Here is a 25383-nt window from a genome sequence, read left to right as displayed (position 1 = left end):
GATGGCCTCGTCGGGCCACGAGTTGATTCCTTCACGCCGCCATGCCCTATCGACCGAGGCGGCACCCCCCGAGGAAGAGGAGACTGCGTCCGCCGATCCGGAGGCGAGTATGCCGGGGCAGCAAGCATGTGATCTCGGAGACTTGTACGACGGCACCGGAGTAGGCATTCCTACATCCGCGTGATGTCGCCTCCCGGCTCGTGGTAATAGTGCTCAGACTTTCTCCACTCCATCAAGGCGAGTCAGCAACAACTCGGCTGCGCTCGTGACCTGATAGTACGCAAACAAGCCAACCGCTGCCGCTATGAAACCGTAGAGCAGAATCCAGTAGATCTGCTCTCGTCGCCGCAGTGTATCGACAACAAGGACCAGTGCGGTCAGCACAGCAACTGTTTGCCCAGCCACCCCAGCGAACGCCATCCGAACCGCACTCGAGGCCGTCAGTTCGCCGGCACCACCGACAAGAATCGCGAGGGCAAACGGCACAATAAGAACTCCGGTGATGAGGCAGATTGGCCTGCTAAAGCGCTCCAACGGACCTTGCCCTGTACGGACACCCGACTTCGACCTCGCTGGCGACATCATCTTGTGAGCGTAACGTGTACCTCCGATGGATGGTCGCGCGCTGTCGACAGGTCCGTTATCTGGCGCCTGAGGTGTGCGCGCATCGACGGCCCTCTGACACGGTCACGAGACCAACCACCTGGCGTCGCGAGCTGCGCCATGAGGGAGGAGTTCGATCCTGGGCGGCGACAGGGGGGAGTCATGTGGCAGGCATTTTGGCAGGCCGCGATGCCCTTTTTGGCTTGGGGCCATCGAGGGTAGGGTCCGCAGCATCGTTAGCAGATCGCTTCAGGCAACGCTGAGTGCGCAGGTTGGAAAACTCACGGTCGTACGCGATGCAGTGCTGTTCGAGGTTGTTTGCCCGCCGCGGGGTGGCGGCGAGTGATATCGACCCGACGAGCCCGGCCGCGGATCCCCCTCGCACAGGAGTTCGGATAAGAGTTGCTGCATCTACAGTGTTCGCAGCCGCTGCGTTCTGTATGGAAGCCTTGCGGTCGGCTGCTACCAGGGCAGCTTAGGGAGTTCCCGGGTGAGTAGGCGCTCAACGGACTGCGCCAGCGCGGCGGGGGTCTCGCATCCTTTCATGAAAACCTGGTCCAGGGTTGGCACCTCGCCCGCACCGTCCCACCGCATGAGGGCCCGCCCGAGCTCAAGAAGCTGCTCTCCATTTGGTGTGAAGTACTCGTCAGCGAGCGCGAACAAGACGTGTGCCTGCTGCTCCCTCGGGAGCCGCTTCAAACGACCACTGTCATGCACGGAACGGACGCCATGCCACCACGCCAGACGCACTCGGCGCAGACGGAGGATGATGTCGTCGAGGTCAAGCTCATGTTCGGCCACCCGGAAGGCCCTGTAGATGGTCTCTGCGCCCGGAGCGCCTTGGTCGCGGTTGAACCCTGGACGGCTCGCCGCCTCGAACAACGTGGGACCATCCATCGAGTTGAACTCATCCTGAGCCGTGATGAGTGCGTTCCCGAGCTTTCGTGCCGCCTGACGTCGGGCATCGTTGACGCGCTCGGTGCGCTCCGCGGCCAACTGGACTTGGGTCAGCTGCCTGTCATGGGAAAGCTGTCCGCGGAACAGCCAGAAAGCACCGAGGAACGCGAGGCCGACGCTGAGCAGTGTGAGCACGACGTCTGCAGCGGCAGTTGGACTGATGAGGGCTGCCAAGAATTGGTCCCACCAGCTTGCGGGTGCACTTTCGGTCACGACTCACAGCGTAAGGGCGCGACCCTGAAGTGGACGGCGACTGCTGAGGCATGTGGACCGCGCCGGCGATGTGCAAGGGTGGCAGAGCGCATGAAATGCGCCCGCTGAACTACTCCGGATTCACCCCAAGCGCTCATCGCGTGTCGGAAGGACCGTCTGTGCCTCCTGCAATCTCCCCCCTCGTTTCGCTGGCGACCACCATGCATGCCCAACCAGGGGTGTATGCGCTGCTCCTGGGCTCTGGCGTCTCAACCGGCGCCGGTGTTCCGACGGGGTGGGGAGTCGTGAGTGAACTCGTCGCCCGCGTCGCCATGCTGGAGGGGGATGGCGAGGGTGCCGATGCAGCACGGATCGATGCGGATGCGTGGTGGCGGGCCCACGGGAAAGGAGAACTCGGGTACTCCACGCTCCTCGAACAGCTCGCTCACACGCCAGCGGCGCGACAGGGACTCCTAGCTGAGTTCTTCGAGGGCACGACGGCGGACGGCGAGCCACTCGTCCCCAGTCGAGCGCACCATGCCATCGCCCAGCTCGTCAAGCGTGGGGCCGTCCGGGTCATCGTCACCACAAACTTCGACCGACTCATGGAACAAGCGTTGGAGGCCGTTGGGATCTCCCCACAGGTGATCTCCCGCGCGGAAGCGGTAAACGGGATGATGCCGCTCGCTCACGCTCCCGCCACTGTCATCAAGCTTCACGGAGACTACAAGGATCTCGGTTCGCGCAACACGCCGTCGGAACTGTCCGAGTACCCTGCCGAGTGGATAAATGTGCTGTCACAAGTGTTCGAGGAGTATGGACTGGTCATCTCCGGATGGTCCGCCGAATGGGACAACGCACTTGTCCACGCGCTTGAGGTAGCGCGGCACCGGTATCCGCTCTTCTGGGATGAACGCAGCGCTCGGAAGGCAAATGCGAAGCGTCTCATCGCGGCTCGACGAGGGGTGTGCGTCCCCGCTACGAATGCGGATGCGCTGTTCACCGAACTTGCGGAAAACCTTGACGCCCTGGACCGTATGTCGGCGGCGCCACTCACCACCGCCTTGGCGGTTGCGCGTCTGAAGAAGTACCTCCCTGATCCTGTCCGTCGGTTGGATCTTCACGATCTGGTGATGGGAGTGGTCGACGAGGTGGTCGAGGGGATCGCCACCCAGCCCATCACAGGGGGCGGGGCTGACGTCACCGGCGAGGATCTCCAAGCAGTTTGGGAGGAGCGATTCCGATCCATGGAGCGTCTTGCGCCACTCCTCATTGAAGGTGTCTGGCACGACATCGAAGGGCACCACGACCAGCTGTGGCAAGACGTCGTGCAACGTCTCGTGGACGTGGCGGCGGCCTTCGAGCCGAGTTACAACGAGGGCTATCGGGGGGCGCGGCGGATACCGGCGCTCGTCGCTCTCGAGGTGATCTCCATAACCGCGACCAAGCGCGGGCGGGAAGAATTGCTCCCCCAACTCACGTCCCGTGTAGAGGTAGTCGACCGCTACCGAGGCACTGACCCGCAGAACTGTGTCCAGTTTCTCCATTACCTACGCATCGCGAACGACGAGTGGGTCAACGTCATGCCGCGAAGTGAGCAAACACACTTCTACTACCCGGTCAGTCACGTCTTCCTTGAAGACACCCGCAGATACTTCGGTGACCTCATCGGCGGTGACGACAGCTTTCAAGCTGCATTTCACGGGTTCGAGTACCGCATGGGCCTCCTCCAATCGCACCGCGGCGGCTACCGTGCCATCTCCGGCGAGTATGTCGGGGACTGGGCATGGCTGGACGAGGTTCCGAAAGCCGAAGCTCGGTTCCGTCGCGATGTGGAGCGCAACGGCAGCGACCAGTGGATTCGTGTTCTCGTCAGCGATGAGGGCACGCTCGATGACGCGCTCATCGCACACCGGGCTACGCTCGAGCGTTACCGCCGGTACTAAAGTGCAAGGGTTGAGGCGCATCGCTGGTGATTGTTGTTCTTGTCACTGTCCCTATCGCGTGGGTCGCGGCTTTCAAGACCGGTCCCCGTGGCAAGACCGCCCTGGAGGTTCTGGCGCGCAGACGCGAAGAGCATGATGTCTGTGGGCTTCCTGGCGGTCGGACTGCAGTCCACGGGAGTCGGCCTGTGCTTAGAGAGTGGCCGAACCAATCAACTGCAGCACCGCTCCAATCGCAGCGAAGCAGAGGCCGGCGACAGCCACGCGGGTGTCCGACCGCGCCTCAGCCTTTCGTTCAGCGTTCTCGCGGTCCCAGTCGACTCGCACGGCGCTCGCCAGCCGCGCGATGGACTGTTCGCGGTCATGAGTTTCAGTCGTGATCCTTCTGTCGAGCGTGGCAAGAACTGAGTGCACTCTCGCAAGCTTCTCGTCGACGGTCTCGTCTGGGTGCGTCACATACCCGTACGCGCTGGCCGAGATTGCGACCGTCCCACTGGCAGCGACACCGGTACGGCGATGTCTTCGTCGGAGCGGGATCAGGGGGTGACCGTCCGCGACCCCGCGCCAGCTGAGGAAGAGTCCGTAGGCGGCGACGGCAAGACCAACGATCTCGATGCCGCGGCCGATGAGAGTCCAGAGCATGCTCGGAGCGTACCGCGGCGTGACGGGCCAATGGCCGGGCGGGCCGCGGTCCGTCACGTTCGATCTGAGGCGCCGCAGTGTTCACGGTCAACCGCGCCACGAACACGGCATCGCCCGTGCGTACCCCAACTGCCGCCCTGTGTGCGCAGAACGCTAGACCGCGAACCAGGCTGCCGCTGCGGCGCTTTTAAGCTGACGGACTGCGGTCTATGCCATTGGGCTTGAAGTGAGACTCCAGCTTGCTCGCGCAGCCCGGGATGAAACAGGAATCCACCGATCTGAGGGCGATCCTCGCAGGCGAAAGCGTGTCCGTCTCGGGCGTGTGCGGGCAGATGCACATCCCGGAGACACAAAGGCTTTCCGAGGGTGTGGAAAATCGGAGTGCTTAGCGTGGAAAGCGCTGAAATCCCCCTTCCACGAGCCTTACTCTCGACTGGGATCGCGGAAAAGCTGAAACCCCCACAGTAGGTGCGTTTCGGATGTTCATCCGATCCGAGTGTGAGAATGGCCCGGTTCCGTTGAGGAAGCCGGGCCTTCTCTTTTGGATCAGGTCCGTGGACGCCGCGCCCACGGAGCCGGCGCCGGAGGTGCGGTCAGCCTCCTCACCGCACGGGCAGATACCGGTTCAGGTGCGCGAGCGGCGGCTGCGACGAGAGGTGCGACACGGCCGCGGATCCGACCGCACAGGCGGCTGCGAGCGCGTCGGCCGGCGAATTTCCGGCGCGAAGCGCGAGCACGAGAGCCGCACAGAACGCATCGCCCGCGCCGACGGTGTTCACGGCCTCCGCACGGACGCCGTCGGCCCGTGCGATCTCCTCGCCCCGGCGGTACAACGCCGCCCCGGCCGCCCCGTAGGTGACGGCGACGAGCTCGGCTTCGGCGAGCTCGGGCATGAGCTCGCGTTCGGTCTCGTTCACGATGAACAGGTCCACGCGGCGCAGCAGGGCCTCGGGCAAGGGCTGGGCGGGGGCGGCGTTGACCGCGACGAAACCGGTGGCGATGGCGGCCACCGCTTCGACGACGGCGAGTGCGATCTCCAACTGCATGAGCACCGCCTCGTCTTCTCGGAAGGTCACCCCGTCGAGGGCCACGTGGTCGTTCGCTCCCGGGCAGACCGCGATCTGATTCTCGGCGTCGGAATCCACCACGATCAGGGCCGTTCCGGTAGGTGCGTCCACGGTCCGCAGATCGGCGACGTCCACTCCGGCCCGGATCATCTCCTCTCGCGTCCAGGTCCCGTCGGCGTCATCGCCGACGGCGCCGACCATGCGCACCCGTCCCCCGAGCTTCGCGGCGGCGACGGCCTGATTCGCACCCTTCCCGCCCAGATCGCGGGAGAGTCGTCCTCCCGCCACGGTCTCACCTGCGGTGGGGAGGCGATCGACGAACGCGGTGACGTCGACGTTCGCACTGCCGACGACGACGAGAGACGGAAGAGCGGGAGTGACCATGGCGGCAGCTTTCGGATCGAGGAGGCGGGATCGGAACGACGGCGTCGCAGTCGACTTGACGTTCCCGTGAGAAAGTGTAAACGTTTACGCACGAACATCTGCAAAGGAGCACCATGACCACTCCCGTCCTTCTCGACTGCGATCCGGGCCACGATGACGTCTTCGCGATCTGGCTCGCAGCCGCAAACGACGCCATCGACCTACGCGGGGTGACCACTGTCGGCGGCAACGGCTACCTCGAGCACACGACCCGGAACGCGCGGATCGCCCTCACCGTCGCCGGTGTCGAGAACGTGCCGGTCGCGGCAGGTGCCGACAAGCCGCTCACCCGTGAGCTGACGCCCGGGGCATGGATCCATGGGGAGAACGCCCTGGGTGGGCCCGCCCTCCCGGAGCCCACGGTGCCGCTGGACCCCCGTCACGCGGTCGAGTTCCTCGCCGACACTCTCGCCGCCTCACCGGAGCCGATCACGCTGATCCCGACCGGCCCCCTCACCAACATCGCGCTCCTGCTGCAGCAGCACCCGGAGGTCGCGCCCCAGATCAAGGAGATCATCTGGATGGGCGGCTCGACCGGCCGCGGCAACGTCGGCGCGTACCCGGAGTTCAACGCCTGGGCCGACCCGGAAGCCGCAGCGGTCGTGTTCGCCTTCGGGCTGCCGCTGACGATGGTCGGGCTCAACATCTCCCATCAGGCGCTGATCACCGAAGAGGTGATCCGGCGGATCGGTGCGGTCGGCAACGAGACAGCGGCCTTCGGCGTGGAGCTGCTGCGCTTCTTCTGCAGCACCTACGAGAAGGCGGAGGGGATGCCCGAAGGCCCTCTGCACGATCCCATCACCGTGGCGATCGCGATCGACCGCGCCGTCGCATCGATCCAGCGCTGCCACGTCGACATCGAGACCGCGGGTGAGTTCACGGCGGGCGCGACCTGCGTCGATCTTCACGACATGCTGGGCAAGGAGCCGAACACCGACGTCGCGATCACCCTCGACGTGCCGAAGTTCTGGAACCTGGTGACGGATGCTGTCGCGGCACTGGCCTGACGTTCAGCGCGGCGCGACGAGCGTCGTCGACTCGGCCACACGCAGACTCGGCGCGAGGCGGCTGAGCACGTACGGGGCCTCGGGATCGTCCATTCGACGCACCAGCGCCTCGGTCGCCTCCCGGGCGAGCTCGTCGAACGGCTGCACCACGGTCGTCAACCGCGGTTCGCATACGTCGGCGAGCATCGTGCCGTCGAAGCCGGTGACCTGCACATCGGAGGGCACGCTCTTGCCGGCACGTTTCAGCGCCGCGATGGCCCCGGCAGCGACGAGGTCGTCGCCGGCGATGATCGCATCGGGAAGAGGGCCGCGCGCCAGCAGCTCCTCCGCAGCCCTCTCGCCGAAGGCAAGCAGGTACTCGCCGAAAATGTTCTGTTCGCGGGGCATCGATCGGGTGCGCACCGTGGCCTCGAACGCCGCTCGTCGTTCACGGCCCACGGAGGTGACGTCGTTGCCCGAGACGAGCACCACACGGTGTGCGCCCCGGGCGGTGACGTGCTCGACGGCGAGATCGATGCCGGCGTCGTTGTCGACACCCACGAAGTCGGCAGGAAGATCGAGCACGCGACGGTCGAGCTGCACGAGCGGAACCCTTCGCGCGGTGTCTGCGACGGCGTCGAACGAGAGCTCGGCGTCGGAGGGGACCACGAAGATGCCCTCGACGCGACGTTCGACCAGCATGCGGAGGCGGTCGCGTTCGCGGTCGACCTCGCCGTGGGAGTCCGCGATGACGAGATCGAAGCCGCGGCGCTGCAGATGGTCCTCGAGGCGGTGGATGAGCTCACCGTAGAAGGGGTTGCTGATGACCGGGACCACGACGCCGATGGTGGCGCCGGTGCCGGCGCGCAGGCCGCGGCCGATGAGGTTCACCCGATAGCCGAGTCGCTCGGCCACCTCGGCCACATGCTCCGCGGTGCGACCGGACACCCGGTCCTTGCCGTTGAGGGCTCGCGAGACGGTCGCGATGGACACACCGGCGGCGGCTGCCACCTCGTGCAGCGTGACGGACGCCTTCTTCACCACGACTTCCCACCCTGACCGGTGCCGCCGTCGACACCATCAGTCCAAGATAGGGCGTGCGTAAAGGATTACGCACGCGAACAGCCAACGATTCGACACGAAGAAGTGAGCAATGACCAATCAAGTAGATGCGGTTCGCACCCGGACCAGCGTGGTGTCGCTGATGATCGCCCTCCTCGCCGCGTGCCTGGCCTTCCAGCTCAACGCCAGCATGCTGAGCCCCGCGCTGGTGACGATGGAGCGCGAGCTCGATGCGACGTCGACCGAGATCGCCGCGACGCAGACCGTCTTCTTCACGGCCGCCGCGCTGTTCACCCTGTTCCTCCCCCGCCTGGGTGACCTGATCGGGCGCCGACGCGTCCTGGTCGGAATGCTCGTGGTGATGGCGATCGGCTGCGTCGTCGCGGCGCTGGCCACCAACGTCCCGATGCTCTTCATCGGTCGCCTCATCCAAGGCGTCTCGGGGCCGGTCGTGCCTCTCTGCCTCATCATGCTGCGGGCGGCCGTCAAGGATCCGAAGGCGTACGGGACCCTCCTCGGTGTCGTCACGGCGGTCAACGGAGGGATCGCCGGTGGAGATGCTCTGCTCGGCGGATACCTGGCGACGAACCACGGCTTCGCCTCCATCTTCTGGACGATGGCGGGTGTGGCGATCATCGCTGCGCTCACCGTGCGATACCTCGCCCCGGAGACGATGGCCGACGACCGCCCGCGTATGGACTGGTGGGGATCACTGCTGCTGGTCATCTCGGTGGGGTCGATGCTCGTCGCTCTCAACGAACTGGGCGCGCTCGCCGAGGCGAACCTGGTGCTCGTGATCGTTCTCGCGGTCGTCGCCGTCGTGGCGTTCACCTCTTTCTGGAAGCTCGAGGGCAGGATCGACGATCCGCTCGTCTCGACGGCCCAACTCAAGCAACGAGCCACCTGGGCGCTCAGCGCCACCTCGCTGCTCACCCTGTCGGGGATCTTCGCGATCATGAACGGAGTGGTCCCCGCCCTCGCGCAGGACACGGCGATGAACCTCGCGATGACTGCCGAGGAGGTCTCATTGTGGATCCTGATGCCCTACGCGCTCGCCGGCCTCCTGATGGGACCGCTCAGCGGCAGGCTCGCCGCCACCGTCGGGTACCGCACGATGCTGCGCATCGGGCTGGGCGGCACCGTCGCGGTGCTCGCGATCATGGTCGCCAATGTCGAGACCTCATCCCGGTTCGTCCTGCTCCTCCTCTCCATCGCGGTCGGCGTCACCTATGCCGGGATCGGCAACATCATGCTCAACGGCCTGGGTGTCGTGCTGTCGCCGAAGGACCGCCCTGGCTCGCTTCCCGGCCTGAACACGGGCGCCATCAACCTCGGGGCGGGACTGAGCTTCGTCGTCATCTACGCGGCGCAGACCTCGTTCGCCTCCGGAGCAGGCGATGCGACGGCGGGATACGTCGCGGCACTGATCACCGGGGCGGTGGTGCTGGTCGGCGCCCTCGTCTTCTCGATGTTCATCCCCAAGCCCGTGACCGCCGAGCTGTCGCGCTAGTCCGCGTCACAGAGGGCCCCTCGCCCGCCCCGGGCGGGGGTCCTCGTCATCGAACACTCGGGAAACATCCGTCCGTAGTACGACGCCGCCGCTACCTTCGGCCGATGCTTCCCCGTGCCGTCCCGGCGACGATGGAAGTCCACCCTCCCCAGAGAAGACGTTCTGTGACCGCACGCACCCCAGACCCCCGTTTCGCTCTCGCTTTGGCCGCCGTCGGGCTCAGCACCTCGGCGCTCGCGCTCGCCGCGTGCGCTTCGGCTGCCTCCTCCGCGTCCCCCTCCACCGCCCCCGCCACGGGAGAAGATGCGCCAGCCCACCACGGCGGAGACAAATCGAAGGCTGCTGGTTAGTCTGGCCGGTATGACGGACGAGCCGAAGCCCTCGACGAAGGCCCGTCCTCGTACTCTGATCCGAGATCAGGTGTACGCGCGGTTGGCTCAGGAGATCGTGACCGGACGCCTGGCTCCGCTCGAGGAGATCCGCGATCAGGACCTGCAGGCCGAATACGGCGTCTCCCGCACACCGATCAGGGAGGCCCTCATCCGGCTCGCCGACGTGGGCCTGGTCGAGATGAGCTCGAACCGCTTCACGCGGGTGGCCCCCATCGATCTGCGGGCACAGGCGGATCGCGCCGAGGCCGCTGGCGCGCTGATCGCCTACGCAGCCGCGAAGGTGGTGCCCGCCCTCACCGACGCCCAGCTCGACTCCCTCGATGCCCGCGTGCAGGCGATCCTGGACTCCGACCTCACTCGCGGAGGGATGCCGGACGGGCTGCGGCTCTGGTTCGCCCTGTGGGTCGAGGTGATCGAACTCGCCGACAACGCGATCGTGACCGAGATCCTCGATCGCAACCTCGTGCTGCACCTGAGCCGCTCGGTACAGGATCGCCCTCTCCCCGAATGGCTCGGACAGCAGCAGCGCGTACTCGTGGAGCCGCTGCGGGTGGCGTTTCGAGCGCGAGACGGCGCGGCCGCACGGGATGCCGTCTTCGAGCTCTTCCGCGTCACCACGGTCGAGCCACTGCGGGCGGCGCTGACCGGCGAATGGCGGCATCCCGGTGAGTAGCCCGGAGTCGGAAAGGCGCGCGGGTGCTCCCTCGTTCCTGTCGGTCGAGATCCTCGACCTCGTCGATCGGAAGGATCTGGACGCGCCGAGACCTGTGGCCACACGGCTGGAGTCGGTCGTCGAGGCACTGACCCGCAAGATGGAGACCGGCGAGCTGCCCCCGGGAGCCGCGTTGACGGTCTCGACGCTCGCGAAGGAGCTCGACGTCGCCACGAACACCGTGCGCGAGGCGATATCGATCCTGACGGTGCAGCATCTGGTCGAGGCTCGTGCGCACAAGTCGTCGGTGGTGGCGACCCCCACACGCGCGTGGCTCGCGGCCGTCGTCGCGGAATGCTCCGGGCTGTCGACTCTGGCCGCGACCCTGGGCATCGCGCGGGCGACCCCGAGCGAGCGCCGGGCGTTCCGGGTGGCCGCCGAGCAGGCGATCACGGCATGGCGGGCGCAATCCGTCGATCACCGGGTCGCGTCCGGCTTGACCTGGAACCTCTTCCAGATACTGGCGTCCTACTCGCGAAGCCAGTACCTCGAAGCGATGCACGCCGCCAAGCGTCCCGCCCTCGTGCTCGGGTTCACGCACCTCGGGCGCGAGCGCAACGCCGCGATGGTGACGGGCGCGGTCGCGGAGCTTCTCGAAGCGGTCGACGACGGGGCCGCGCACGAAGGGGCGGAGATCGTCGGCGACCTCTACGTCTACGTGCTCGATGACCTCATCCTGAACTGACCGCGCACCGATATTTCACTGGGCCGGTCGGAGAGTGGATACCGTTCAGTAGTCGCCTTCTGAGGGCGACCGCCCAGCATCCCTGGCTTCCCCGCCGTCACGGTGATCGTCCCCAAGATCACCATCGAGGGGTGCTGCGCCTCGTTCGTTGGCCGCCGTTCCCCACGGCGGCCGGCGGACGTCCATCCGGTGATGAAGAGTGTGAGCCGACCGCTGCCGGATCGTGAGGAGAGCGCGGCCGGCGATCGGGACGGCCGTCAGCCCAGCGGCCCCTCGAGAACGGTGAGCACGTCGACCTCCTCGAACCCGACCGACCTGTTGAGGGCGAGCATCGGCTCGTTCGTCAGCGCCGTGTACGTCTGCAGGAAACGCGAGCCGGCACTCTCCGGAACGCTCAGGAGTCGGCGGAGGTTGGCGACCTTCAGCGCACGCCCGATGCCGCGAGCTCGAACCCGCTCCTCGACGAAGGTGTCGTCCTGAAGGGCGATCGTCGGATCGGGCCGAGAGAGCAGGATCTCGGTGTAGCCGACGGAGTGCCCGTCGATGCGAGCGACGCTCCGCACCAGGGCATACCCCTGTTCCGACATGCGCTCCTCGTTCCGGCGGACGGCCGCGACATCGACGGGCGCGGCAGTGCGTGTCAGGTCGCCCATCGGTACGTCGTCCGACATGTGCGCGCGCAGCCGAGCCCAGTCGTCGAGAAGCTCCTCCGGACAGGCGTCCACCCACGAGATGACCTCGACGTTCGACGGCGGGCCGGGGAAGCTGTCGAGGATGCCCTGCGGCAGCGGGAGATCGACCACCTGCCGGCTCTCGCGGACGCCGATCCGCATGCCCTCGGAACGTGCGAACGAGACGCCGGCATCGGAGTACGTCTCGGTGCGCATCACCGTGGCGGTGCCGCGCAGGGTGTTCCGCACGGCGTGGAGCAGCGCACGGGCGACTCCGCGTCGACGGAACGCATCGAGAACGGCGATCTCGACGTCTGCCGGCTCGCCAGGGTGCGCGTGCGCCTCGGCCGCGCCGACCGGCACTCCGTCGATCTCCGCGAGCAGCAGCACCGAGCTGCGGGTGGGATGCGGGTTCTGGAACTGCAGGCGCGTGGCCTCGTCGCTGCGGGACCACGCCTTCTGACGGCCGAAGGCGCACCCGTCGCGGAGGATGCCGTTCCACCGCAGCAAGAGGGTGACGTTCTGCGGATCGACGGGTTCGACGCGGATGCTCATCGCGGTCACGACGCTTTCGGGGGTTCGACGACGGGCGGGTGCATGACCAGGGTGCCATGCCAGGGAGGCGTTCATCCCTTTTCGCGCTGTCACGGAGCCTCTGAGAGGGTGGAGGCAGGACCTGCCCTGAACGATGACGAGCGGTGAGCGATGAGTGGACCTGAATCCCCGATGGTCGCGGTCGAGGGCGCATCGACGCGGTGGTCGCCATGGTGGCTGGCCTCCGGAGTGCTCTTCATCGTCTCGGCGCTGCTGGCCGCGTTCCGCAGTCTCCCCGGGTCGCTCGAGGGGAATGCTCTCGTCGGTATTTCGACGGCGGCGACCGTGGCCTTCAGCCTCGCGCTCGCCGCGGCCGGGGTCGGAGCTGCACGTCGTGACGGCACCCTGCGGCCGCCGAGGTCCGCGGTCATCTCCCTCTTTCTCCTGGCGGTCTGGCTGCCGGTCGGTCCCCCGTCGCTGGCGGCGTCGTTCGACATCACGTCGGCTGCACCGATCTACGTGGACGCCCTCGTGGGGTTGGGGCTCAGCGGAACGATCGTGGCAGGTGTCCTCCGCAGTCCACTCGCGAAGCCCTGGAACGTGGTCCCCGCGGGCGCGCTCGCCACGGTGATCCTGGGGTCGTTGATCGAGGTCGCCGTGATGTCCGGCAGCGTGACCGATCAGAATGCGATGATCCTCGTCTCCCACGTGCTGACGCTGACACGAATCCTCGCCACCGGAGCGATGGGAGCCGTGGCCATCCAGGCCGCGCGCTCGCGGAGGCGATCGGTGGTCGTGTTCGGGGATTGACCCTCGTTCTGCGCATGTCGGTCGCCCCGCTCCCGCCGGGCGACCGACGCTCCCGTCAGGCGGCCGACACGTATCCGTTCGAGGAGTCGTCCTCGACGAGGACGTACGCGAGCAGGCCGTCCGTCTGCGGTCGTGTCCGCCGCCACACTCGCTCGTGTCCACCGGTGGCGTAGTCGAGCACGATCCATTCGGGAGCGTGCGGATCGCGCCGTCCGACCACGTATGACGTGCTACCGAGGCCGACGGATCCGAGCTGGGCGACGAACTGATCGTCGTCGAGGGAGGCGGGCGGCGTACGGCAGAGCTCGGTCGAGCGGATGTGCATCGTCTGCGCGGCCTGCGCGGCTCGCCGTCTCATGCGAGGTCACCGGCTCGGACGCCCAGCTCGCTGGTGTCGCGGAGACCGTGCGCGTCGAGGTAGGCGCGGATGGTGTCGTGGACGATGCGGATCTGCGCCTCGTTCCCCATGGCGGCCTGCATCGTCCCCATCGTGGGTGCCGGCTTGCCGTTCACGCGGTCGAGCGCCTCCCAGACGATGTCCTCGCGGGAGCCGCGGCCCATCGAATGCGGCATCGAACTGAACACCGGGTTCGGTTTCCAACCGGTTCGGTTCTCCTCCATCAGTGATTCCTCTCCTGTGTCTCCTGGCGCCGTCGAACGCGGGTGCATCCGTTCTTGCGCGTGGGCGCGCCGAACACCCCCTGGGGCCAGAGACCCCCGACGGACGGCGCGCTGTCCTGCGGCCAGGAGCCTTCCCGCAGAGCTGTCGGATGCCGACGGAGGGAAGGACGATCTGGCCGTCCGGTTCCCTACGACAGTAACACTTATTTTTAGTCATTCAAAATAAGGAGGTGGTCCGAGTGGGTCGGAAGCGCCGAGAAGGCCCGATCCACGGGGGACCGGGCCTTCTCGCGGGGTGGGTGTCAGGCGCGCGGAGCGTCGTTCCAGGACCAGATGTCGTCGCCGCGCAGCACGGCGTCGGCACCGCCGTCGCAATAGATGGTCTGACCTGCCATATGGGTGTTGGCCGGGCTGGTCAGCCACACCAGCAGCTCGGCGATCGACGATGCGGGCTGGTGGTAGTTGAGGGGCATCGGCACGGCGGCGTCGACCTGTGCCAGGCCCTCAGGGCTCGCCAGCAATCCGGCGGTCATGGCCGTGGTGACCGTGCCGGGCGCGACGGCGTTGAGGGGGATCCCCGCACCGGCCCAGGCGTCGGAGACCGACGCGCGTCGCACCCAGCGCGAGAGGGCGCGCTTGCTCGAGGAGTAGTTGAGGAACCCTCCCTCAGCCGTGGCGGCGAGCTGATCGCCGATCTCGAGGGCGAGGGGCTCGTCGCCGCTCAGTGCCGCGTCGACGAGCTCGGCCGAGACGGGCTGCAGCGATGCCATCGACGACACCACGGCGGCGCGCGGCTGGTCCGCCAGGCTCAGGTTCGGCAGCAGCGCGGTGAGGAACTCGGTCACACCGAAGTAGTTGATCGCCATGGTCTTGGCGATCGGCGCCGCGATCCCCGCGCACGCGATGATCGCGTCGATGCCTCCGTCGGCGGTGGCGAGCACGGCGTCCGCGGCGGCAGCGCGGCCTTCGGGAGTCGAGAGGTCGCCTGTGACCTCCACGCCGGCGAGGTCGACACCGATCACGGTGTGTCCGTGCGCGCGAAGCAGCTCGGCGGTCGCGGCGCCGATGCCGGATGCGGCGCCGGTGACGACATAGGTGCGGGTCATGATTCCTCCTGGGGTGATGAGACGGCATCGGACGGCGACCGCGATACGGTCGCCTGTGTCGCCCCTGGCAGGGCGGCGACGAAACGGCTGAGGTGAGCCTGGAACTGGGCGATCTCCTGTGTCGACCAGCCCGCGAGGGCGCCGCCGACCATCTGCTGCCCGGCGGCGACGAGTCGTCCGTAGGCTTCGCGGCCCGCGTCCGTCAGGCGCACATCGACCGTGCGGCCGGAGCGGACCCGGTCGAAGAAGCCCTGCGCTGACATCCGCGAGACCAGCTTCGACGTCGTCGGGCGCGACAACGCGGCTCGATCGGCCAGCTGACTGAACCCCAGGGAGCCGCCGCTCATGCCGACCAGGTACAGGCTGCGCACCTCTGCGGCATCGAGGGATCTGTCGACGCTCTCGGCGACCTCTACCTGCAGCTCGCTCTGCGTCCACTCCGCGACGACGCCGACCAGCGCCTCACGGATGTCTTCGATCCTGCCTTCGATCGCCACAAGCTCATCGTATCAGCTCAGTTGCGTGAGGCAACTGTAAAGGGAGGGCTGTCCGTCAAGAGAGGTCGGCCGCTGTCGCGACGACCGTGGCGTACAGATCGGCGATGCCGGCGAGGGCTGCGCGGTGCAGCTGCGCGGCCGACACGTCGCCGACGACCGAGGGGAGGCTTCGCGTCGCGGTGGCGGCAGCGACCACCGTCGGACGGTTTCCGCGGAGGAAGGCGCCCTCGGTCGTGTAGGTGACGCACATGTGCGTCATGAACCCGGCGATCACGACATCGTCGTGGCCCGCGGCGTCGATGAGGTCTCCGAGCTCGGTGCCGACGAAGGAGTTCGGAGCGGTCTTCACGACGACCGCCTCCCCGTCGGTCGGAGCGACACGCTCGTGGATCGCGCCGATGTCCTCGCGGATGTCGTATGCCGAGCCGACCCCGCCGTCGTGCTGCACGTGGATCACCGTCGCACCGGCGCTGCGGGCCCGCATGAGGAGGTCGGCCGCGGCGTCGAGGGCGGCGTCCCACCCGTCGAGCTCCATCTCTCCGCGGGTGTAGGTGTTCTGGAAGTCGACGAGGATGACGGTCGAGGCCGCGAGGGCGGCAGGGGCGTCGACGAAGCCGCTCAGGGCGCGGAGTGTGGATGACGTGGTCATGAGGTGTCCTCTCTCGGGTCGTCTGTAGTCTTGTTGACCCGAACGACTCTGAACAGCCGGATTCGGGTCAGCCGTCGCCGTGATCGGCTCGCCCTAAGGATGGAGGGACGCGCAATGAGCGCACCGCGTGTGACCGTGATCGCCGTGGACGGCATCAGCCCCTTCCACCTGTCCGTCCCGTCCCTCGTGTGGGGAGGCGAGACGCCCGTCGGCGAGATCGATCCATGGCCCATCCGCGTCGCGGCGCTGCGCGCGGGCACGCTCCGCACCTCCGCCGACTTCGACATCGACGTGCGACACGGGCTCGAAGCGGTTCGCGGTGCCGACGTCGTCGTGGTGCCGTGGTGGGGCGAGCCCGACCGGGCGGCGCCGGATGAGCTGTCGAGCGCGCTGCGGGAAGCGCACGACGAGGGAGCCGAACTGGTCGGACTCTGCCTCGGGGCTTTTCCCCTCGCCGACAGCGGCGTGTTGGAGGGTCGCACCGCGACCACGCACTGGAAGTGGGCCGACGTGTTCCGGCACAGGTTCCCCCGGGTCGCGCTCGAACCGGACGAGCTGTACATCGACCAGGGGCAGATCGTCACGGGAGCAGGCGCCACGGCCGGGATCGACGCCTGCTTGCACCTCCTCGCCCGCCGAGAGGGCCAGCTCGTCGCGAACCGGGTCGCCCGGAGGATCGTCGCACCGCCCCATCGCTCCGGTGGACAGGCGCAGTTCATCGAGCGGCCGGTTCCGGACGCGGGAGGAGCCCCGATCGCCGAGGCGATGCGATGGAGTGCCGCGAACCTCGATGCCGATCTGTCCATCGACGTCCTCGCCGCTCGAGCCCATCTCAGCCGGAGTTCGTTCACCCGGCAATTTCGGGCGCAGACGGGGTCGACGGTGGCGAAGTGGGTGCTCGCGCAGCGGCTGGCGGCGGCTCGGGAGCTGCTCGAGGCCACGTCGCTCCCGGTCGACACGGTCGCATCGACGACCGGGTTCGGCGGGGCCGCGCTCTTCCGCCAGCACTTCGGTCGTGCATTCGGTGCGACTCCGAGCCAGTATCGGTCGGCGTTCCGAACCACCTGAGTGGATGCACGCCGCCCCGCGGAGGCAGGGGGCGGATCATCCTCCCCCTGCGCCCGCGGGGCGCTGTCGGTGTCGGGGCCGATGTCACACGGAGACGGACTCCTCGGACGCCTCGCTCCGTGCCCGCGGCTTCGTCATCCAGATCGCGGTGACGATCGCGCCGACAAGGGCGAGGATCGCCGCGCCCAGGAAGGCGGCGGAGTACCCGCGCGTCAGGTCGACCGCCGTCGGAGCGGTGCCCGAGATGCCGTAGACGATCGCGGTGAGGACGGCGAGCCCGAGGGCCGATCCGATCTGGTAGCTCGTGCTCACGAGTCCGGAGGCGACGCCCGTCTCCATCGGAGGTGCGGCGTTGATCGCGGTGCCCAGCGACGGGACGAAGGCGAGCGACATCCCGAGCGCGGCGAGGAGCGACGCCGGCAGCACGTCCGCGGCGTAGTCGCCGTCCGGGCGGACGAACGACAGCCAGAGCAGGCCGCCGGCGAGGATCAGCAGGCCGCTGACGATCATCGACCTGGCTCCGAACCGCGCAAGGAGGCGAGGGGCGAGGGCGACCATCACCAGGACGACCAGGCCCGTCATCGGCAGCAGTGCGGCACCCGCGGCGAATGCGCTCGCCCCGAGGACCTGCTGCAGGTAGAGGTTCAGGAAGAACCACATCGACACCCAAGCCGCTCCGAGGAGCAGCTGGGCGCTGTTGGCCGCGGCCAACAGCGGTGCACGCAGCAGCCCGAGGCGCAGCAGGGGGTTCCGGCTGCGTGCTTGGATCACGAAGAAGATCGCGAGCAGGACGATTCCGGCGCCCACGAAGGTCAGGGTCGACCAGGTGAGCCATCCGACCTCGGGGGCATTGACGACGCCGTAGACGACGGCAGCGAGACCGAGGGTGACGGTGAGAGCACCGGCCACGTCGATCGATCCGGCGGCCGTGCGGACGGTGCGAGGGAGGGTGGATGCCGTGAAGGCGAGCACGAACAGCGCGATCGGCACCGTCACGTAGAACACCCACGGCCAGCTCGCGTACTCGGTCAGCACTCCGCCGAGGAAGACACCAGCCGTGCCGCCGATGGGGGCGGCGGCGCCGTACACCGCGAACGCCTTGGGAAGGTCGGAGGTGCCGCCGAACAGCATCATGAGCAGGGTGAGCGCGGCGGGAGCGATCAGAGCGGACCCGGCACCCTGAATGGCACGACCGGCGATCTCAAGCCCGACGTCGGTGGCGGCGCCGGCGAGGAGCGAGCCGATGATGAGGACGATCCACCCGCTCACGAAGATCTTCCTCGCGCCGAACGCGTCGGCCAGGCGTCCGCCGAGCAGCAGCAGACCGCCGAACGCCACGACGTAGGCGTTGAACACCCACGACAGTGATTCCGGAGTGAAGCCCAGGTCGCGCTGGATATCGGGCAGAGCCACTCCGATGATCGAGGTGTCCATGATGACGACGAACTGCGCCGTGGCGATGAGGACGAGCCCGAGCCAGCGCTGGGCTCGGGAGATGGGCGGGCGGGACATGGGTTCCTCCTGAGGGTGCGTGCCGGTGGGTCCGGTCAGAGATCACCATATACCCATAGGGGGTAGGGGTATCCAAAATGTCTGGAAGGGGTCTGTTCGCGTCGAGACCTGACGAAGGCCCGGACCTCCCAGAGACCGGGCCTTCACAGAGTCCTGCGTGCCGGTCGTCCGTCGACGCTCAGGTGCACACGCCGTCGATGCTGCACGCCTCGCCGGCCGCCGACATCGAGGCGGAGACCGACGTCATCGACGGTGTGGTCGGTTCGGCGAGAAGACGCCCGAGGTAAGTGCCGAGGGCCAGTTCATCGACCGCGCCGAATGCGATCTGACGTACGCGCCCCTCCCGGTCGACGATGATCGTCGACGGCGTTCCCCGGAGTCCGTATCTGTGCATGGTCGCCGGAATCGCCTGACCGTCGAGCGGCCGATCGATCGCCACCGGGAACTCGATCCGGTATTCCGACAGGAAGGCCTCGAGCGCCTCGCGGCCCATCACGGCGTGATGCTCGAACACCGTGTGCAACCCGAGCACGACGAGCTCGCGGGAGTCGAACATGCCGTGGAGACGCTGGGCAAGCGGGAGGCCGTGGCTCACGCATCCGGGGCAGAGCATCTGGAACGCTTCGACGACCACGACGCGTCCGCGGAGCGATTCCGGGCTGATCGGGGCACTGTTCACCCAATCCGAGACGTCGAGCGCGAAGGCGTCGGCCCCGAGCAGCGGCTCAGGCACGGGCTTCCTCCTCACGCTCGGGCAGCCGCGCTGCGACGTACTCGGTGAGGTCTGCCAGGCGGTTCGAGTAGCCCCACTCGTTGTCGTACCAGGCCGAGACCTTCACCTGGTCGCCGATCACACGGATCAATCCCGCGTCGAGGATCGAGGAGTGCGGATCGGCGACGATGTCGGCGGAGACGATCTCGTCCTCGGTGTAGCGGAGGATCCCCTTGAGCGGCCCTTCCGCCGCGGCGCGGTAGGCGGCCTTCACCTCTTCCACGGTCACGGGGCGCGATGCGGTGACGGTGAGGTCGGTGATGGATCCGGTGAGCACCGGCACGCGCAGCGCGAATCCGTCGAGCTTCCCGTCGAGTTCGGGGATGACGCGTCCGATAGCCTTGGCCGCACCCGTGCTCGTGGGGACGATGTTGACCCCCGCCGCCCGTGCGCGCCGGAGGTCGGAGTGCGGGCCGTCCTGCAGGTTCTGGTCGGCCGTGTACGCGTGCACCGTCGTCATCAGGCCGGCCTCGATCCCGAAGGCTTCGTGGAACACCTTGGCCACCGGGGCGAGGCAGTTCGTCGTGCAGGAGGCGTTCGAGATGATGTGGTGTCGCTCGGGGTCGTAGGTGTGCTCGTTCACGCCGAGCACGAACGTTCCGTCGTCTCCGGTCGCGGGCGCCGAGATGATCACCTTCCGCGCCCCGGCCTCGACGTGCTTCGCGGCGAGCTCCGCCTTGGTGAACAGCCCGGTCGACTCGATCACGATGTCGACGCCGAGGTCTGTCCAGGGAAGGCGGAGTGGATCGCGCTCCGAGAACACGCGGATCGCCTGACCGTTGACGAACAGGTGCGCGTCGTCGTGCTTCACGGGCCCCGGCAGGGTGCCGTTCGCCGCGTCGTACTTGAGCAGATGGGCGAGCGTGCGCGTGTCGGTGAGGTCGTTGACCGCGACCACCTCGAGATCCGAGTGCTTCGCGAGCAGGGCTCGGAAGTAGTTGCGCCCGATGCGCCCGAAGCCGTTGATGGCGATCTTCGTGGACATGATGCTCCCTCCTGTGCCGGATTCCGGCGGTGATTGACTTTGGCCTATGCCAAAAATATCACGCGAGAAGAGGGGTGGGGTCGGTGGGGGGTTCATCGCCCCACCGACCCAGGATCAGCTGAAGAGCACCACCAGGTAGGCCGCGAACGTCACCAGGTGCGCGGCGCCGTGCATGGCGGTCACCCGCTTCGCGGCGAACGTCGTCACCGACAGCAGCAGTGTCACGCCCAGCATCAGCAGGTTCGCCGGCGACTCCGCCAGAACGACGGTCTGACCGGTGAACATGCCGATGATCAGCACCGCAGGAATGGTCAGCCCCACGGTCGACACGAGGGCGCCGTGGCACAGGTTGTTCACGCGCTGGGCCTCGCCGCCGAGAGCAGCACGCACTGCGGTGATCGACTCCGGCAGGAAGACGATCCCCGCGATGAGCACGCCGGCGAGGGCGACCGGCGCTCCGAGGCGGCCCAGGCCGTCGTCCAGGAGCGCCGCCATGTCATGCGACAGGAGCACGATGGGGATCACGGTCACCACCAGGAGCGCGAGACGCACGAGCACCTCGGTGCGATGCTCCGCGAGAACCTCGCGGATCCCGCCACCCGCCTCCGCCTTCGCCCGGTGCGGAGTGGTCTCCAGCATGCGCGGGTCGACTTCGGTGAAGTCACTCGCCTGGGCACCCATCTGCCGGTAGAGGAAGAAGGCGTAGAGCACGAGGGTGAGCACGATGATCGGGATCTCCTGCGCGGTCGTGTACGAGCCGTCCGTGCCGATGAGGGCGGGGAGGCCGAATGCGAGCGCGACGAGCACGACCAGCATCGACAGATACGCCGAGGTGCCGGTGCGATTGTGGGCCATGCCGCGATGGCGGAGTCCGCCGAGGAGGAGTGCGAGGCCGATGACGAGGTTCAGGATGATCATCGAGACGGCCATGACCGAGTCGCGCGCGATGGTGGCGTGCTCTCCCGGACCGAGCATGACCGCCGAGATCAGGATGACTTCGATCAGGACGATCGACAGGGTCAGGACGAGCGAGCCGTAGGGGTCGCCGAGGCGATGCGCGAGGGCCTCGGCCTGCTTCACGACACCGAACGCGCAGACGAGGATCACTGCGATGATCGCCCCGAGCGCGATGATGAGTACCGGGGTGGGCACGGGGGGTTCCAGCACCGGGTGGAGGAGGAGGAGAGCTGCGAAGGCCCCCCATCCCAGGATGACGCGGACGATGTCCGTGACGCTGATCAACTGTTTCAGTTCCGTGCGTGACATCGCCGGACTCCTTCGAGCTGGGGCCGTCCCCGAGTGGTGACCACGACCGGGTCGTCCCGGCCGCAGCGCTGTCTCAGCGCACTGCTTCTGATGGTACGCGGCGTTCGCGGCGGATGGCCGGCGATCGACGGCGGTGGCGTCACTCCGGAGCGGAGGAGCGGGAGAGCGCGTGGATGTACCGCTCGACGTCGCGGCGGAACGCCGATTCTCGATGTCGACGACGCTCGACGCAGCCCCACTGCGCAGTAGCCCAGACGAGGAATCCCGCCGAGAGGAGGAGTTCCAGCCAGATCCCGCGCACGCCGACGGACAGTGCTGCCGCGCTGACCATGGAGAACGAGACGAAGCACAGCACGAGCGTGGCGCGTGCGGCCCGAGGTTCGCGGGATACGACCCAGAGGGGCCAGGTCGACGAGTGATTCACGGGAGACTCCTGTCGGGGTCGTCCCCGGTCTGTCTCTCCGTCGGAGGTCGTCCTCCGTCGTTGTTCCGCTCCCAGGGTAGCAAACCCGTTCGCCTCGCCGCCTGCTCGGGTTCCTCCTCGGCGGATTCCCGGGGGGCGCCAGGGCTTGTCGCGGGCACCGTCGCAATGTGTCGCGCATGAGATAGTTCACTGAATATTCCGAAAACGGCATGAGCCTGGCGACGAAGATTTTTCCCGTTCAGCGGGAAATTTGACTTCCCCTGGTTCCGGGCTATGGTCGGAGGTTACGCCAGCCACCGAAGGGGAAGCGAGTAACCATGTCCGGAAAGTCCATCCAGGGTCGCGACAGCAAGAAGGCGCCGCAGCTCTCGCTCAAGGAGAAGCGAGCTGCCAAGCGGGAGAAGAACGCACCGGCCGAGTTCATCAAGCCCCGCAAGGGCGCGAAGGGCTGAGTCGGTTCGACCCGTGGGCGGGCACATCCGCGCTGCGCGAGATGCCCGCCCACCGGCCGAACGCGATCTGCCGAGCGTTCGAGCGTGGCATCGATCGTGCCCACGGCTCGGCCCCCACTCGGGAATGCGGCCTGCCGATGCGACAAGCTCCCACACATCGCTGATCGGCGCCGGAACGAAGATGGAGCGTGTGCCCGACAGCTCGTCGCTCCGGCTGCGTGCGGGAGGGCAGTCGTCAGGCGTTTCCGGCTCGCATGAACTCCTCCGCCGCGCGCACCTGCTCCGCCGACGGACGGATGCCCGTGTAGAGCACGAACTGCTCCAGTGCCTGCAGGGTCGCCACCTCCGCCCCCGTGATCACCGTCTTGCCAGCCCTGCGAGCCGCAGCGATGAGAGGTGTCTCCGCGGGGAGGGCCACCACGTCGAAGACGACGGATGCGGCCCCGATCGCCTCTTCCGAAAACGACAGCGTGTGCTCTTCCGCGCCCCCGGCCATGCCGATCGGCGTGACATTGACCAGGATGTCCGCCCTGGCATCGTCGAGCCCAGCGGTCCAGGCGAAGTCGTACAAGTCGGCAAGGGGGCGCCCGTTCGCCTCATTCCTGGCGATGATCGTCACCCGCGTGAAGCCGGCGTCGCGGAACGCGGCGGCCGTGGCCTTCGCCATGCCTCCCGATCCGCGCAGCAGCACCGAGGCCGTGCGATCGAGACCTCCGCGTTCGATGAGCTGCGCGATCGCGGAGTAGTCGGTGTTGTAGGCCGTGAGCACGCCGTCGTCGTTGACGATCGTGTTGACGGAGTCGATGGCGCTCGCCGAGGGATCCATCCGGTCGACGAGCGCGATGACCTCTTCCTTGTACGGCATGGAGATCGCGCACCCACGGATGCCGAGACCCCGGACACCTGCGATGGCCTGCGCGAGGTCGGTCGGCGCGAACGCCTTGTAGATCCAGTTCAGGCCGAGCGCCTCGTAGAGATGATTGTGGAAGCGTGTTCCGTTGTTGCTCGGGCGTGCCGACAGCGAGATGCACAGCGTCATGTCTTTGTTGAGCAGAGTCACCGGATCAGGCTACTCGCGCGCCGATGAAAGTCCGTGGCGAGAACGCGGATCCTCCCCTATGGTGAAGGTGCGTGCACATGGGGATCGATCGTCGACGTCTCTCCCCAGGAGACGGTGGCCCACCCCAGGGGCAGACGATCCGTGCATGCGATTGGGCCCTCTCGAGTAGTTCAGTCCCCAATGGGCTACTCGAGGGGGCCGCTGTCGTTCGTCTCGCAGACAAGTTCAGATTTGTCCCCCAAAAGGGGGACAAGAACATCGAAAAGGGGCTAAGCTGTCTCTGACGCACCCTCCGGTCGTCTTCGGCCCTCATCGCTCCCCCCGCGGTGAGGGCCACACCATTTTCTGGGCGTTCTCGTGCGTCCGCTCCCGCGCTCGCGCCGATGACGGCCGGATGCCGCTCGTGCAACATTTGGATTACCTTCTTGCGGCGGCTATTCCGCTCAGGGCCTCCTCCACTAGCGTTAGCGATGTCGGGGCATCCCTGCGTCGGCTTCTTCACCAGCAGAACAGGCAGTACATGAGCACCCAGGGCACGGTTAAGTGGTTCAACTCGGAGAAGGGCTTCGGCTTCATCTCCCCCGACGACGGAGGCGCTGACGTCTTCGCGCACTACTCCGCCATCCAGTCATCCGGCTACCGGTCTCTCGAAGAGAACCAGCGAGTCGAGTTCGATGTGGCGCAGGGCCCGAAGGGCCTGCAGGCAGAGAACATTCGCCCCGTCTGAGACGGGCGAGACACCGAACTCCCCACCGGATCGCGTCCCCGATGCGTCATCCGGAGGGGAGTTCTGTGCTTTCTGAGCGTTGATGAGGGCGATCAGGCGGTCAGCAGCGCGCGCAGCTCTTCGACCGAGGACACGCGGAACGCGGCCTCGTCACCCTCGTGCGAATCACTGAACCCCCACTCGACGAAGATCACGGGAACGCCGTTGGCATTGCCACCCTCGACGTCGTGGTGCCGGTCTCCGACCAGGACGGGACGCGAGGTGTCGGCGCCGAGCTCGCGCAGCCGACGAAGAGCCTCTGCCACGATGTCGGTCTTCGAGGCGAGGGTCGACTCGTCCGGGGTCGCCCCGACGGTCGTCAGGAATGCAGGGCGCAGACCGAAGTGGTCGACCAGTGCGTCGACCTGGTTCTCGGGCTTCGAGCTGGCCGTCGCCTGGGGCACTCCGGCGGCGTGCAGCTCGTGGATGAGGTCGACCACTCCCGGGTAGGTCGCGACGTCTGTGGTGTAGCCGTCGGCCTTGCCGAGGGTGCGGTAGAAGGCGACCGCCTCGGCGGACTGCTCCGGCGTCATGCCGGCCTGATCCTGGAAGGACTGGAACATGGGGGGACCGATCCAGTGCACCAGCTCTTCGCGGGTCGGCGCCGGTCGGCCGAAGTGGGTCAGCGCGACATTGAGCCGGCGGAGGATGCCGACGGACGCGTCGACGATGGTGCCGTCGACGTCCCACAGCACGCAGGAGTAGGGGGAGTGAGGCATCTCTCCAGCCTATGGGCCGGACGGAGGGTGTCCGCTCTTCCTGCACAGGTGTGCAACGCAAAAGCTTGTGCACACCTCATGTGGGCACCGTGTGTCCCCATATAAGGTCGTGACATCGGCGGATACGCGGGCGAGAATGGGGGCATGTACGTGTCGGTGGAAGTCATCACGATGCTGGCGACAGCAGTGACGCTCCTGGTGGCGATCATCAGCGGTTTCGGCTGGATGATCAACCGGATGGACGCGCGATTCGCGGCGCAGGATGCAAGGTTCGACGCGCGGTGCGATGCGATGGAG

Annotated in this window: 27 protein-coding genes; 9 read left to right on the top strand and 18 right to left on the bottom strand. The window is 67.2% G+C overall.

The features are described from left to right. Positions 1-213: 213 nt before the first annotated feature. Together L687_RS42595 and L687_RS39360 are read right to left on the bottom strand one after the other, a co-directional pair. On the bottom strand, positions 214-585 hold the full coding sequence (locus L687_RS42595; RefSeq protein WP_152525979.1) for a hypothetical protein: 372 nt from the start codon (positions 583-585) through the stop codon (positions 214-216). Between the two features lie 480 nt (positions 586-1065). Then, positions 1066-1773 (bottom strand): hypothetical protein, encoded by a 708-nt coding sequence (locus L687_RS39360; protein WP_031208165.1) that lies wholly within the window; start codon positions 1771-1773, stop codon positions 1066-1068. Positions 1774-2057: 284 nt separating this feature from the next. Between L687_RS39360 and L687_RS42010 the strand changes: the two genes are divergently transcribed. Continuing rightward, on the top strand, positions 2058-3698 hold the full coding sequence (locus L687_RS42010) for an SIR2 family protein (RefSeq protein WP_167540722.1): 1641 nt from the start codon (positions 2058-2060) through the stop codon (positions 3696-3698). Between the two features lie 189 nt (positions 3699-3887). Here L687_RS42010 and L687_RS39355 read toward each other — a convergent pair whose 3' ends face one another. After that, entirely contained in the window at positions 3888-4337 is a 450-nt protein-coding gene (locus L687_RS39355; protein WP_031208159.1) for a hypothetical protein, read from the bottom strand. A 602-nt stretch (positions 4338-4939) separates the two neighbouring features. After that, positions 4940-5788, bottom strand: a complete 849-nt coding sequence (locus tag L687_RS39350) for a ribokinase (RefSeq protein ID WP_021201346.1) — start codon at positions 5786-5788, stop codon at positions 4940-4942. Between the two features lie 113 nt (positions 5789-5901). Here L687_RS39350 and L687_RS39345 point away from each other — a divergent pair, with 113 nt between their 5' ends. Then, complete coding sequence (locus L687_RS39345; protein ID WP_021201345.1) at positions 5902-6834, top strand: nucleoside hydrolase; 933 nt, start codon at positions 5902-5904, stop codon at positions 6832-6834. A 3-nt stretch (positions 6835-6837) separates the two neighbouring features. Here L687_RS39345 and L687_RS39340 read toward each other — a convergent pair whose 3' ends face one another. Further along, entirely contained in the window at positions 6838-7854 is a 1017-nt protein-coding gene (locus L687_RS39340) for a LacI family DNA-binding transcriptional regulator (RefSeq protein ID WP_040569840.1), read from the bottom strand. 112 nt (positions 7855-7966) lie between these two features. Here L687_RS39340 and uriT point away from each other — a divergent pair, with 112 nt between their 5' ends. The 3 genes from uriT (at position 7967) to L687_RS42000 (ending at position 11174) form a co-directional block, all read left to right on the top strand. Then, positions 7967-9385 (top strand): uridine transporter UriT, encoded by a 1419-nt coding sequence (uriT, locus tag L687_RS39335; protein WP_031208155.1) that lies wholly within the window; start codon positions 7967-7969, stop codon positions 9383-9385. Positions 9386-9745: 360 nt separating this feature from the next. Continuing rightward, on the top strand, positions 9746-10450 hold the full coding sequence (locus tag L687_RS42005; RefSeq protein ID WP_021201342.1) for a GntR family transcriptional regulator: 705 nt from the start codon (positions 9746-9748) through the stop codon (positions 10448-10450). Beyond that, on the top strand, positions 10443-11174 hold the full coding sequence (locus L687_RS42000) for a GntR family transcriptional regulator (protein WP_152525978.1): 732 nt from the start codon (positions 10443-10445) through the stop codon (positions 11172-11174). Before L687_RS42005 ends, L687_RS42000 begins: the two co-directional genes overlap by 8 nt. Positions 11175-11431: 257 nt before the next feature. Here L687_RS42000 and L687_RS39320 read toward each other — a convergent pair whose 3' ends face one another. After that, positions 11432-12400 (bottom strand): GNAT family N-acetyltransferase, encoded by a 969-nt coding sequence (locus L687_RS39320; RefSeq protein WP_031208151.1) that lies wholly within the window; start codon positions 12398-12400, stop codon positions 11432-11434. 150 nt (positions 12401-12550) lie between these two features. On the opposite strand from L687_RS39320, the gene L687_RS39315 reads away from it, so the two are divergent. Beyond that, positions 12551-13189 carry a hypothetical protein gene (locus L687_RS39315; protein ID WP_152525977.1) on the top strand — a complete coding sequence of 213 codons (639 nt, stop codon included), beginning with the start codon at positions 12551-12553 and terminating at the stop codon, positions 13187-13189. A 55-nt stretch (positions 13190-13244) separates the two neighbouring features. Here the strand turns inward: L687_RS39315 and L687_RS39310 are convergent, their stop codons facing one another. The 5 genes from L687_RS39310 to L687_RS39290 form a co-directional block, all read right to left on the bottom strand. Continuing rightward, positions 13245-13547 carry a hypothetical protein gene (locus tag L687_RS39310; RefSeq protein WP_021201338.1) on the bottom strand — a complete coding sequence of 101 codons (303 nt, stop codon included), beginning with the start codon at positions 13545-13547 and terminating at the stop codon, positions 13245-13247. After that, a complete protein-coding gene (locus tag L687_RS39305) occupies positions 13544-13810 on the bottom strand; it encodes a hypothetical protein (protein WP_021201337.1) in 267 nt (88 codons plus the stop codon). Before L687_RS39305 ends, L687_RS39310 begins: the two co-directional genes overlap by 4 nt. 302 nt (positions 13811-14112) lie before the next feature. After that, positions 14113-14916 carry an SDR family oxidoreductase gene (locus tag L687_RS39300; protein WP_021201336.1) on the bottom strand — a complete coding sequence of 268 codons (804 nt, stop codon included), beginning with the start codon at positions 14914-14916 and terminating at the stop codon, positions 14113-14115. Continuing rightward, positions 14913-15413, bottom strand: coding sequence for a MarR family winged helix-turn-helix transcriptional regulator (locus L687_RS39295; RefSeq protein WP_021201335.1), 501 nt, complete (start codon positions 15411-15413; stop codon positions 14913-14915). The genes L687_RS39300 and L687_RS39295 overlap by 4 nt, the downstream gene beginning before the upstream one ends. Before the next feature lie 55 nt (positions 15414-15468). Further along, entirely contained in the window at positions 15469-16062 is a 594-nt protein-coding gene (locus L687_RS39290) for an isochorismatase family protein (RefSeq protein WP_021201334.1), read from the bottom strand. A gap of 114 nt (positions 16063-16176) precedes the next feature. On the opposite strand from L687_RS39290, the gene L687_RS39285 reads away from it, so the two are divergent. Beyond that, a complete protein-coding gene (locus L687_RS39285) occupies positions 16177-17130 on the top strand; it encodes a GlxA family transcriptional regulator (RefSeq protein ID WP_021201333.1) in 954 nt (317 codons plus the stop codon). An 84-nt stretch (positions 17131-17214) separates the two neighbouring features. Here L687_RS39285 and L687_RS39280 read toward each other — a convergent pair whose 3' ends face one another. The 5 genes from L687_RS39280 to L687_RS39260 form a co-directional block, all read right to left on the bottom strand. Continuing rightward, a complete protein-coding gene (locus L687_RS39280; RefSeq protein ID WP_021201332.1) occupies positions 17215-18642 on the bottom strand; it encodes an MFS transporter in 1428 nt (475 codons plus the stop codon). Positions 18643-18820: 178 nt separating this feature from the next. Continuing rightward, entirely contained in the window at positions 18821-19375 is a 555-nt protein-coding gene (locus tag L687_RS39275) for a peroxiredoxin family protein (protein ID WP_021201331.1), read from the bottom strand. Continuing rightward, positions 19368-20399, bottom strand: coding sequence for a type I glyceraldehyde-3-phosphate dehydrogenase (gene gap / locus L687_RS39270; protein WP_021201330.1), 1032 nt, complete (start codon positions 20397-20399; stop codon positions 19368-19370). Before gap ends, L687_RS39275 begins: the two co-directional genes overlap by 8 nt. A 114-nt stretch (positions 20400-20513) precedes the next feature. Then, on the bottom strand, positions 20514-21665 hold the full coding sequence (locus L687_RS39265) for a calcium:proton antiporter (protein ID WP_021201329.1): 1152 nt from the start codon (positions 21663-21665) through the stop codon (positions 20514-20516). A 139-nt stretch (positions 21666-21804) separates the two neighbouring features. Then, positions 21805-22089 carry a hypothetical protein gene (locus L687_RS39260; RefSeq protein WP_021201328.1) on the bottom strand — a complete coding sequence of 95 codons (285 nt, stop codon included), beginning with the start codon at positions 22087-22089 and terminating at the stop codon, positions 21805-21807. A gap of 317 nt (positions 22090-22406) precedes the next feature. On the opposite strand from L687_RS39260, the gene L687_RS43270 reads away from it, so the two are divergent. Beyond that, on the top strand, positions 22407-22541 hold the full coding sequence (locus tag L687_RS43270) for a hypothetical protein (protein ID WP_017829963.1): 135 nt from the start codon (positions 22407-22409) through the stop codon (positions 22539-22541). A 235-nt stretch (positions 22542-22776) separates the two neighbouring features. On the opposite strand, the gene L687_RS39255 is transcribed toward L687_RS43270, so the two are convergent. Beyond that, positions 22777-23601: a shikimate 5-dehydrogenase gene (locus L687_RS39255; protein ID WP_021201327.1), complete on the bottom strand. Its 825-nt coding sequence runs from the start codon at positions 23599-23601 to the stop codon at positions 22777-22779. A gap of 520 nt (positions 23602-24121) precedes the next feature. On the opposite strand from L687_RS39255, the gene L687_RS0122115 reads away from it, so the two are divergent. Further along, positions 24122-24328, top strand: coding sequence for a cold-shock protein (locus L687_RS0122115; protein WP_017203899.1), 207 nt, complete (start codon positions 24122-24124; stop codon positions 24326-24328). Between the two features lie 92 nt (positions 24329-24420). On the opposite strand, the gene L687_RS39250 is transcribed toward L687_RS0122115, so the two are convergent. Further along, positions 24421-25086, bottom strand: a complete 666-nt coding sequence (locus L687_RS39250; protein WP_021201325.1) for an HAD hydrolase-like protein — start codon at positions 25084-25086, stop codon at positions 24421-24423. Positions 25087-25383 lie beyond the last annotated feature (297 nt).

It is taken from the genome of Microbacterium maritypicum MF109 (assembly GCF_000455825.1).
Classification (GTDB): Bacteria; Actinomycetota; Actinomycetes; order Actinomycetales; family Microbacteriaceae; genus Microbacterium; species Microbacterium maritypicum_A.
Note: the sequence above shows the minus strand (reverse complement) of the source record. Positions and strands in the feature narration are given on the sequence as shown.

Coding starts and splice junctions, on each gene's coding strand:
- L687_RS42595 (WP_152525979.1), bottom strand. CDS start 585: ATGATGTCGCCAGCGAGGTCGAAGTCGGGTGTCCGTACAGGGCAAGGT.
- L687_RS39355 (WP_031208159.1), bottom strand. CDS start 4,337: ATGCTCTGGACTCTCATCGGCCGCGGCATCGAGATCGTTGGTCTTGCC.
- L687_RS39350 (WP_021201346.1), bottom strand. CDS start 5,788: ATGGTCACTCCCGCTCTTCCGTCTCTCGTCGTCGTCGGCAGTGCGAAC.
- L687_RS39345 (WP_021201345.1), top strand. CDS start 5,902: ATGACCACTCCCGTCCTTCTCGACTGCGATCCGGGCCACGATGACGTC.
- uriT (WP_031208155.1), top strand. CDS start 7,967: ATGACCAATCAAGTAGATGCGGTTCGCACCCGGACCAGCGTGGTGTCG.
- L687_RS42005 (WP_021201342.1), top strand. CDS start 9,746: ATGACGGACGAGCCGAAGCCCTCGACGAAGGCCCGTCCTCGTACTCTG.
- L687_RS39320 (WP_031208151.1), bottom strand. CDS start 12,400: ATGAGCATCCGCGTCGAACCCGTCGATCCGCAGAACGTCACCCTCTTG.
- L687_RS39315 (WP_152525977.1), top strand. CDS start 12,551: ATGAGTGGACCTGAATCCCCGATGGTCGCGGTCGAGGGCGCATCGACG.
- L687_RS39310 (WP_021201338.1), bottom strand. CDS start 13,547: ATGAGACGGCGAGCCGCGCAGGCCGCGCAGACGATGCACATCCGCTCG.
- L687_RS39305 (WP_021201337.1), bottom strand. CDS start 13,810: ATGGAGGAGAACCGAACCGGTTGGAAACCGAACCCGGTGTTCAGTTCG.
- L687_RS39300 (WP_021201336.1), bottom strand. CDS start 14,916: ATGACCCGCACCTATGTCGTCACCGGCGCCGCATCCGGCATCGGCGCC.
- L687_RS39290 (WP_021201334.1), bottom strand. CDS start 16,062: ATGACCACGTCATCCACACTCCGCGCCCTGAGCGGCTTCGTCGACGCC.
- L687_RS39285 (WP_021201333.1), top strand. CDS start 16,177: ATGAGCGCACCGCGTGTGACCGTGATCGCCGTGGACGGCATCAGCCCC.
- L687_RS39280 (WP_021201332.1), bottom strand. CDS start 18,642: ATGTCCCGCCCGCCCATCTCCCGAGCCCAGCGCTGGCTCGGGCTCGTC.
- gap (WP_021201330.1), bottom strand. CDS start 20,399: ATGTCCACGAAGATCGCCATCAACGGCTTCGGGCGCATCGGGCGCAAC.
- L687_RS39265 (WP_021201329.1), bottom strand. CDS start 21,665: ATGTCACGCACGGAACTGAAACAGTTGATCAGCGTCACGGACATCGTC.
- L687_RS43270 (WP_017829963.1), top strand. CDS start 22,407: ATGTCCGGAAAGTCCATCCAGGGTCGCGACAGCAAGAAGGCGCCGCAG.
- L687_RS0122115 (WP_017203899.1), top strand. CDS start 24,122: ATGAGCACCCAGGGCACGGTTAAGTGGTTCAACTCGGAGAAGGGCTTC.
- L687_RS39250 (WP_021201325.1), bottom strand. CDS start 25,086: ATGCCTCACTCCCCCTACTCCTGCGTGCTGTGGGACGTCGACGGCACC.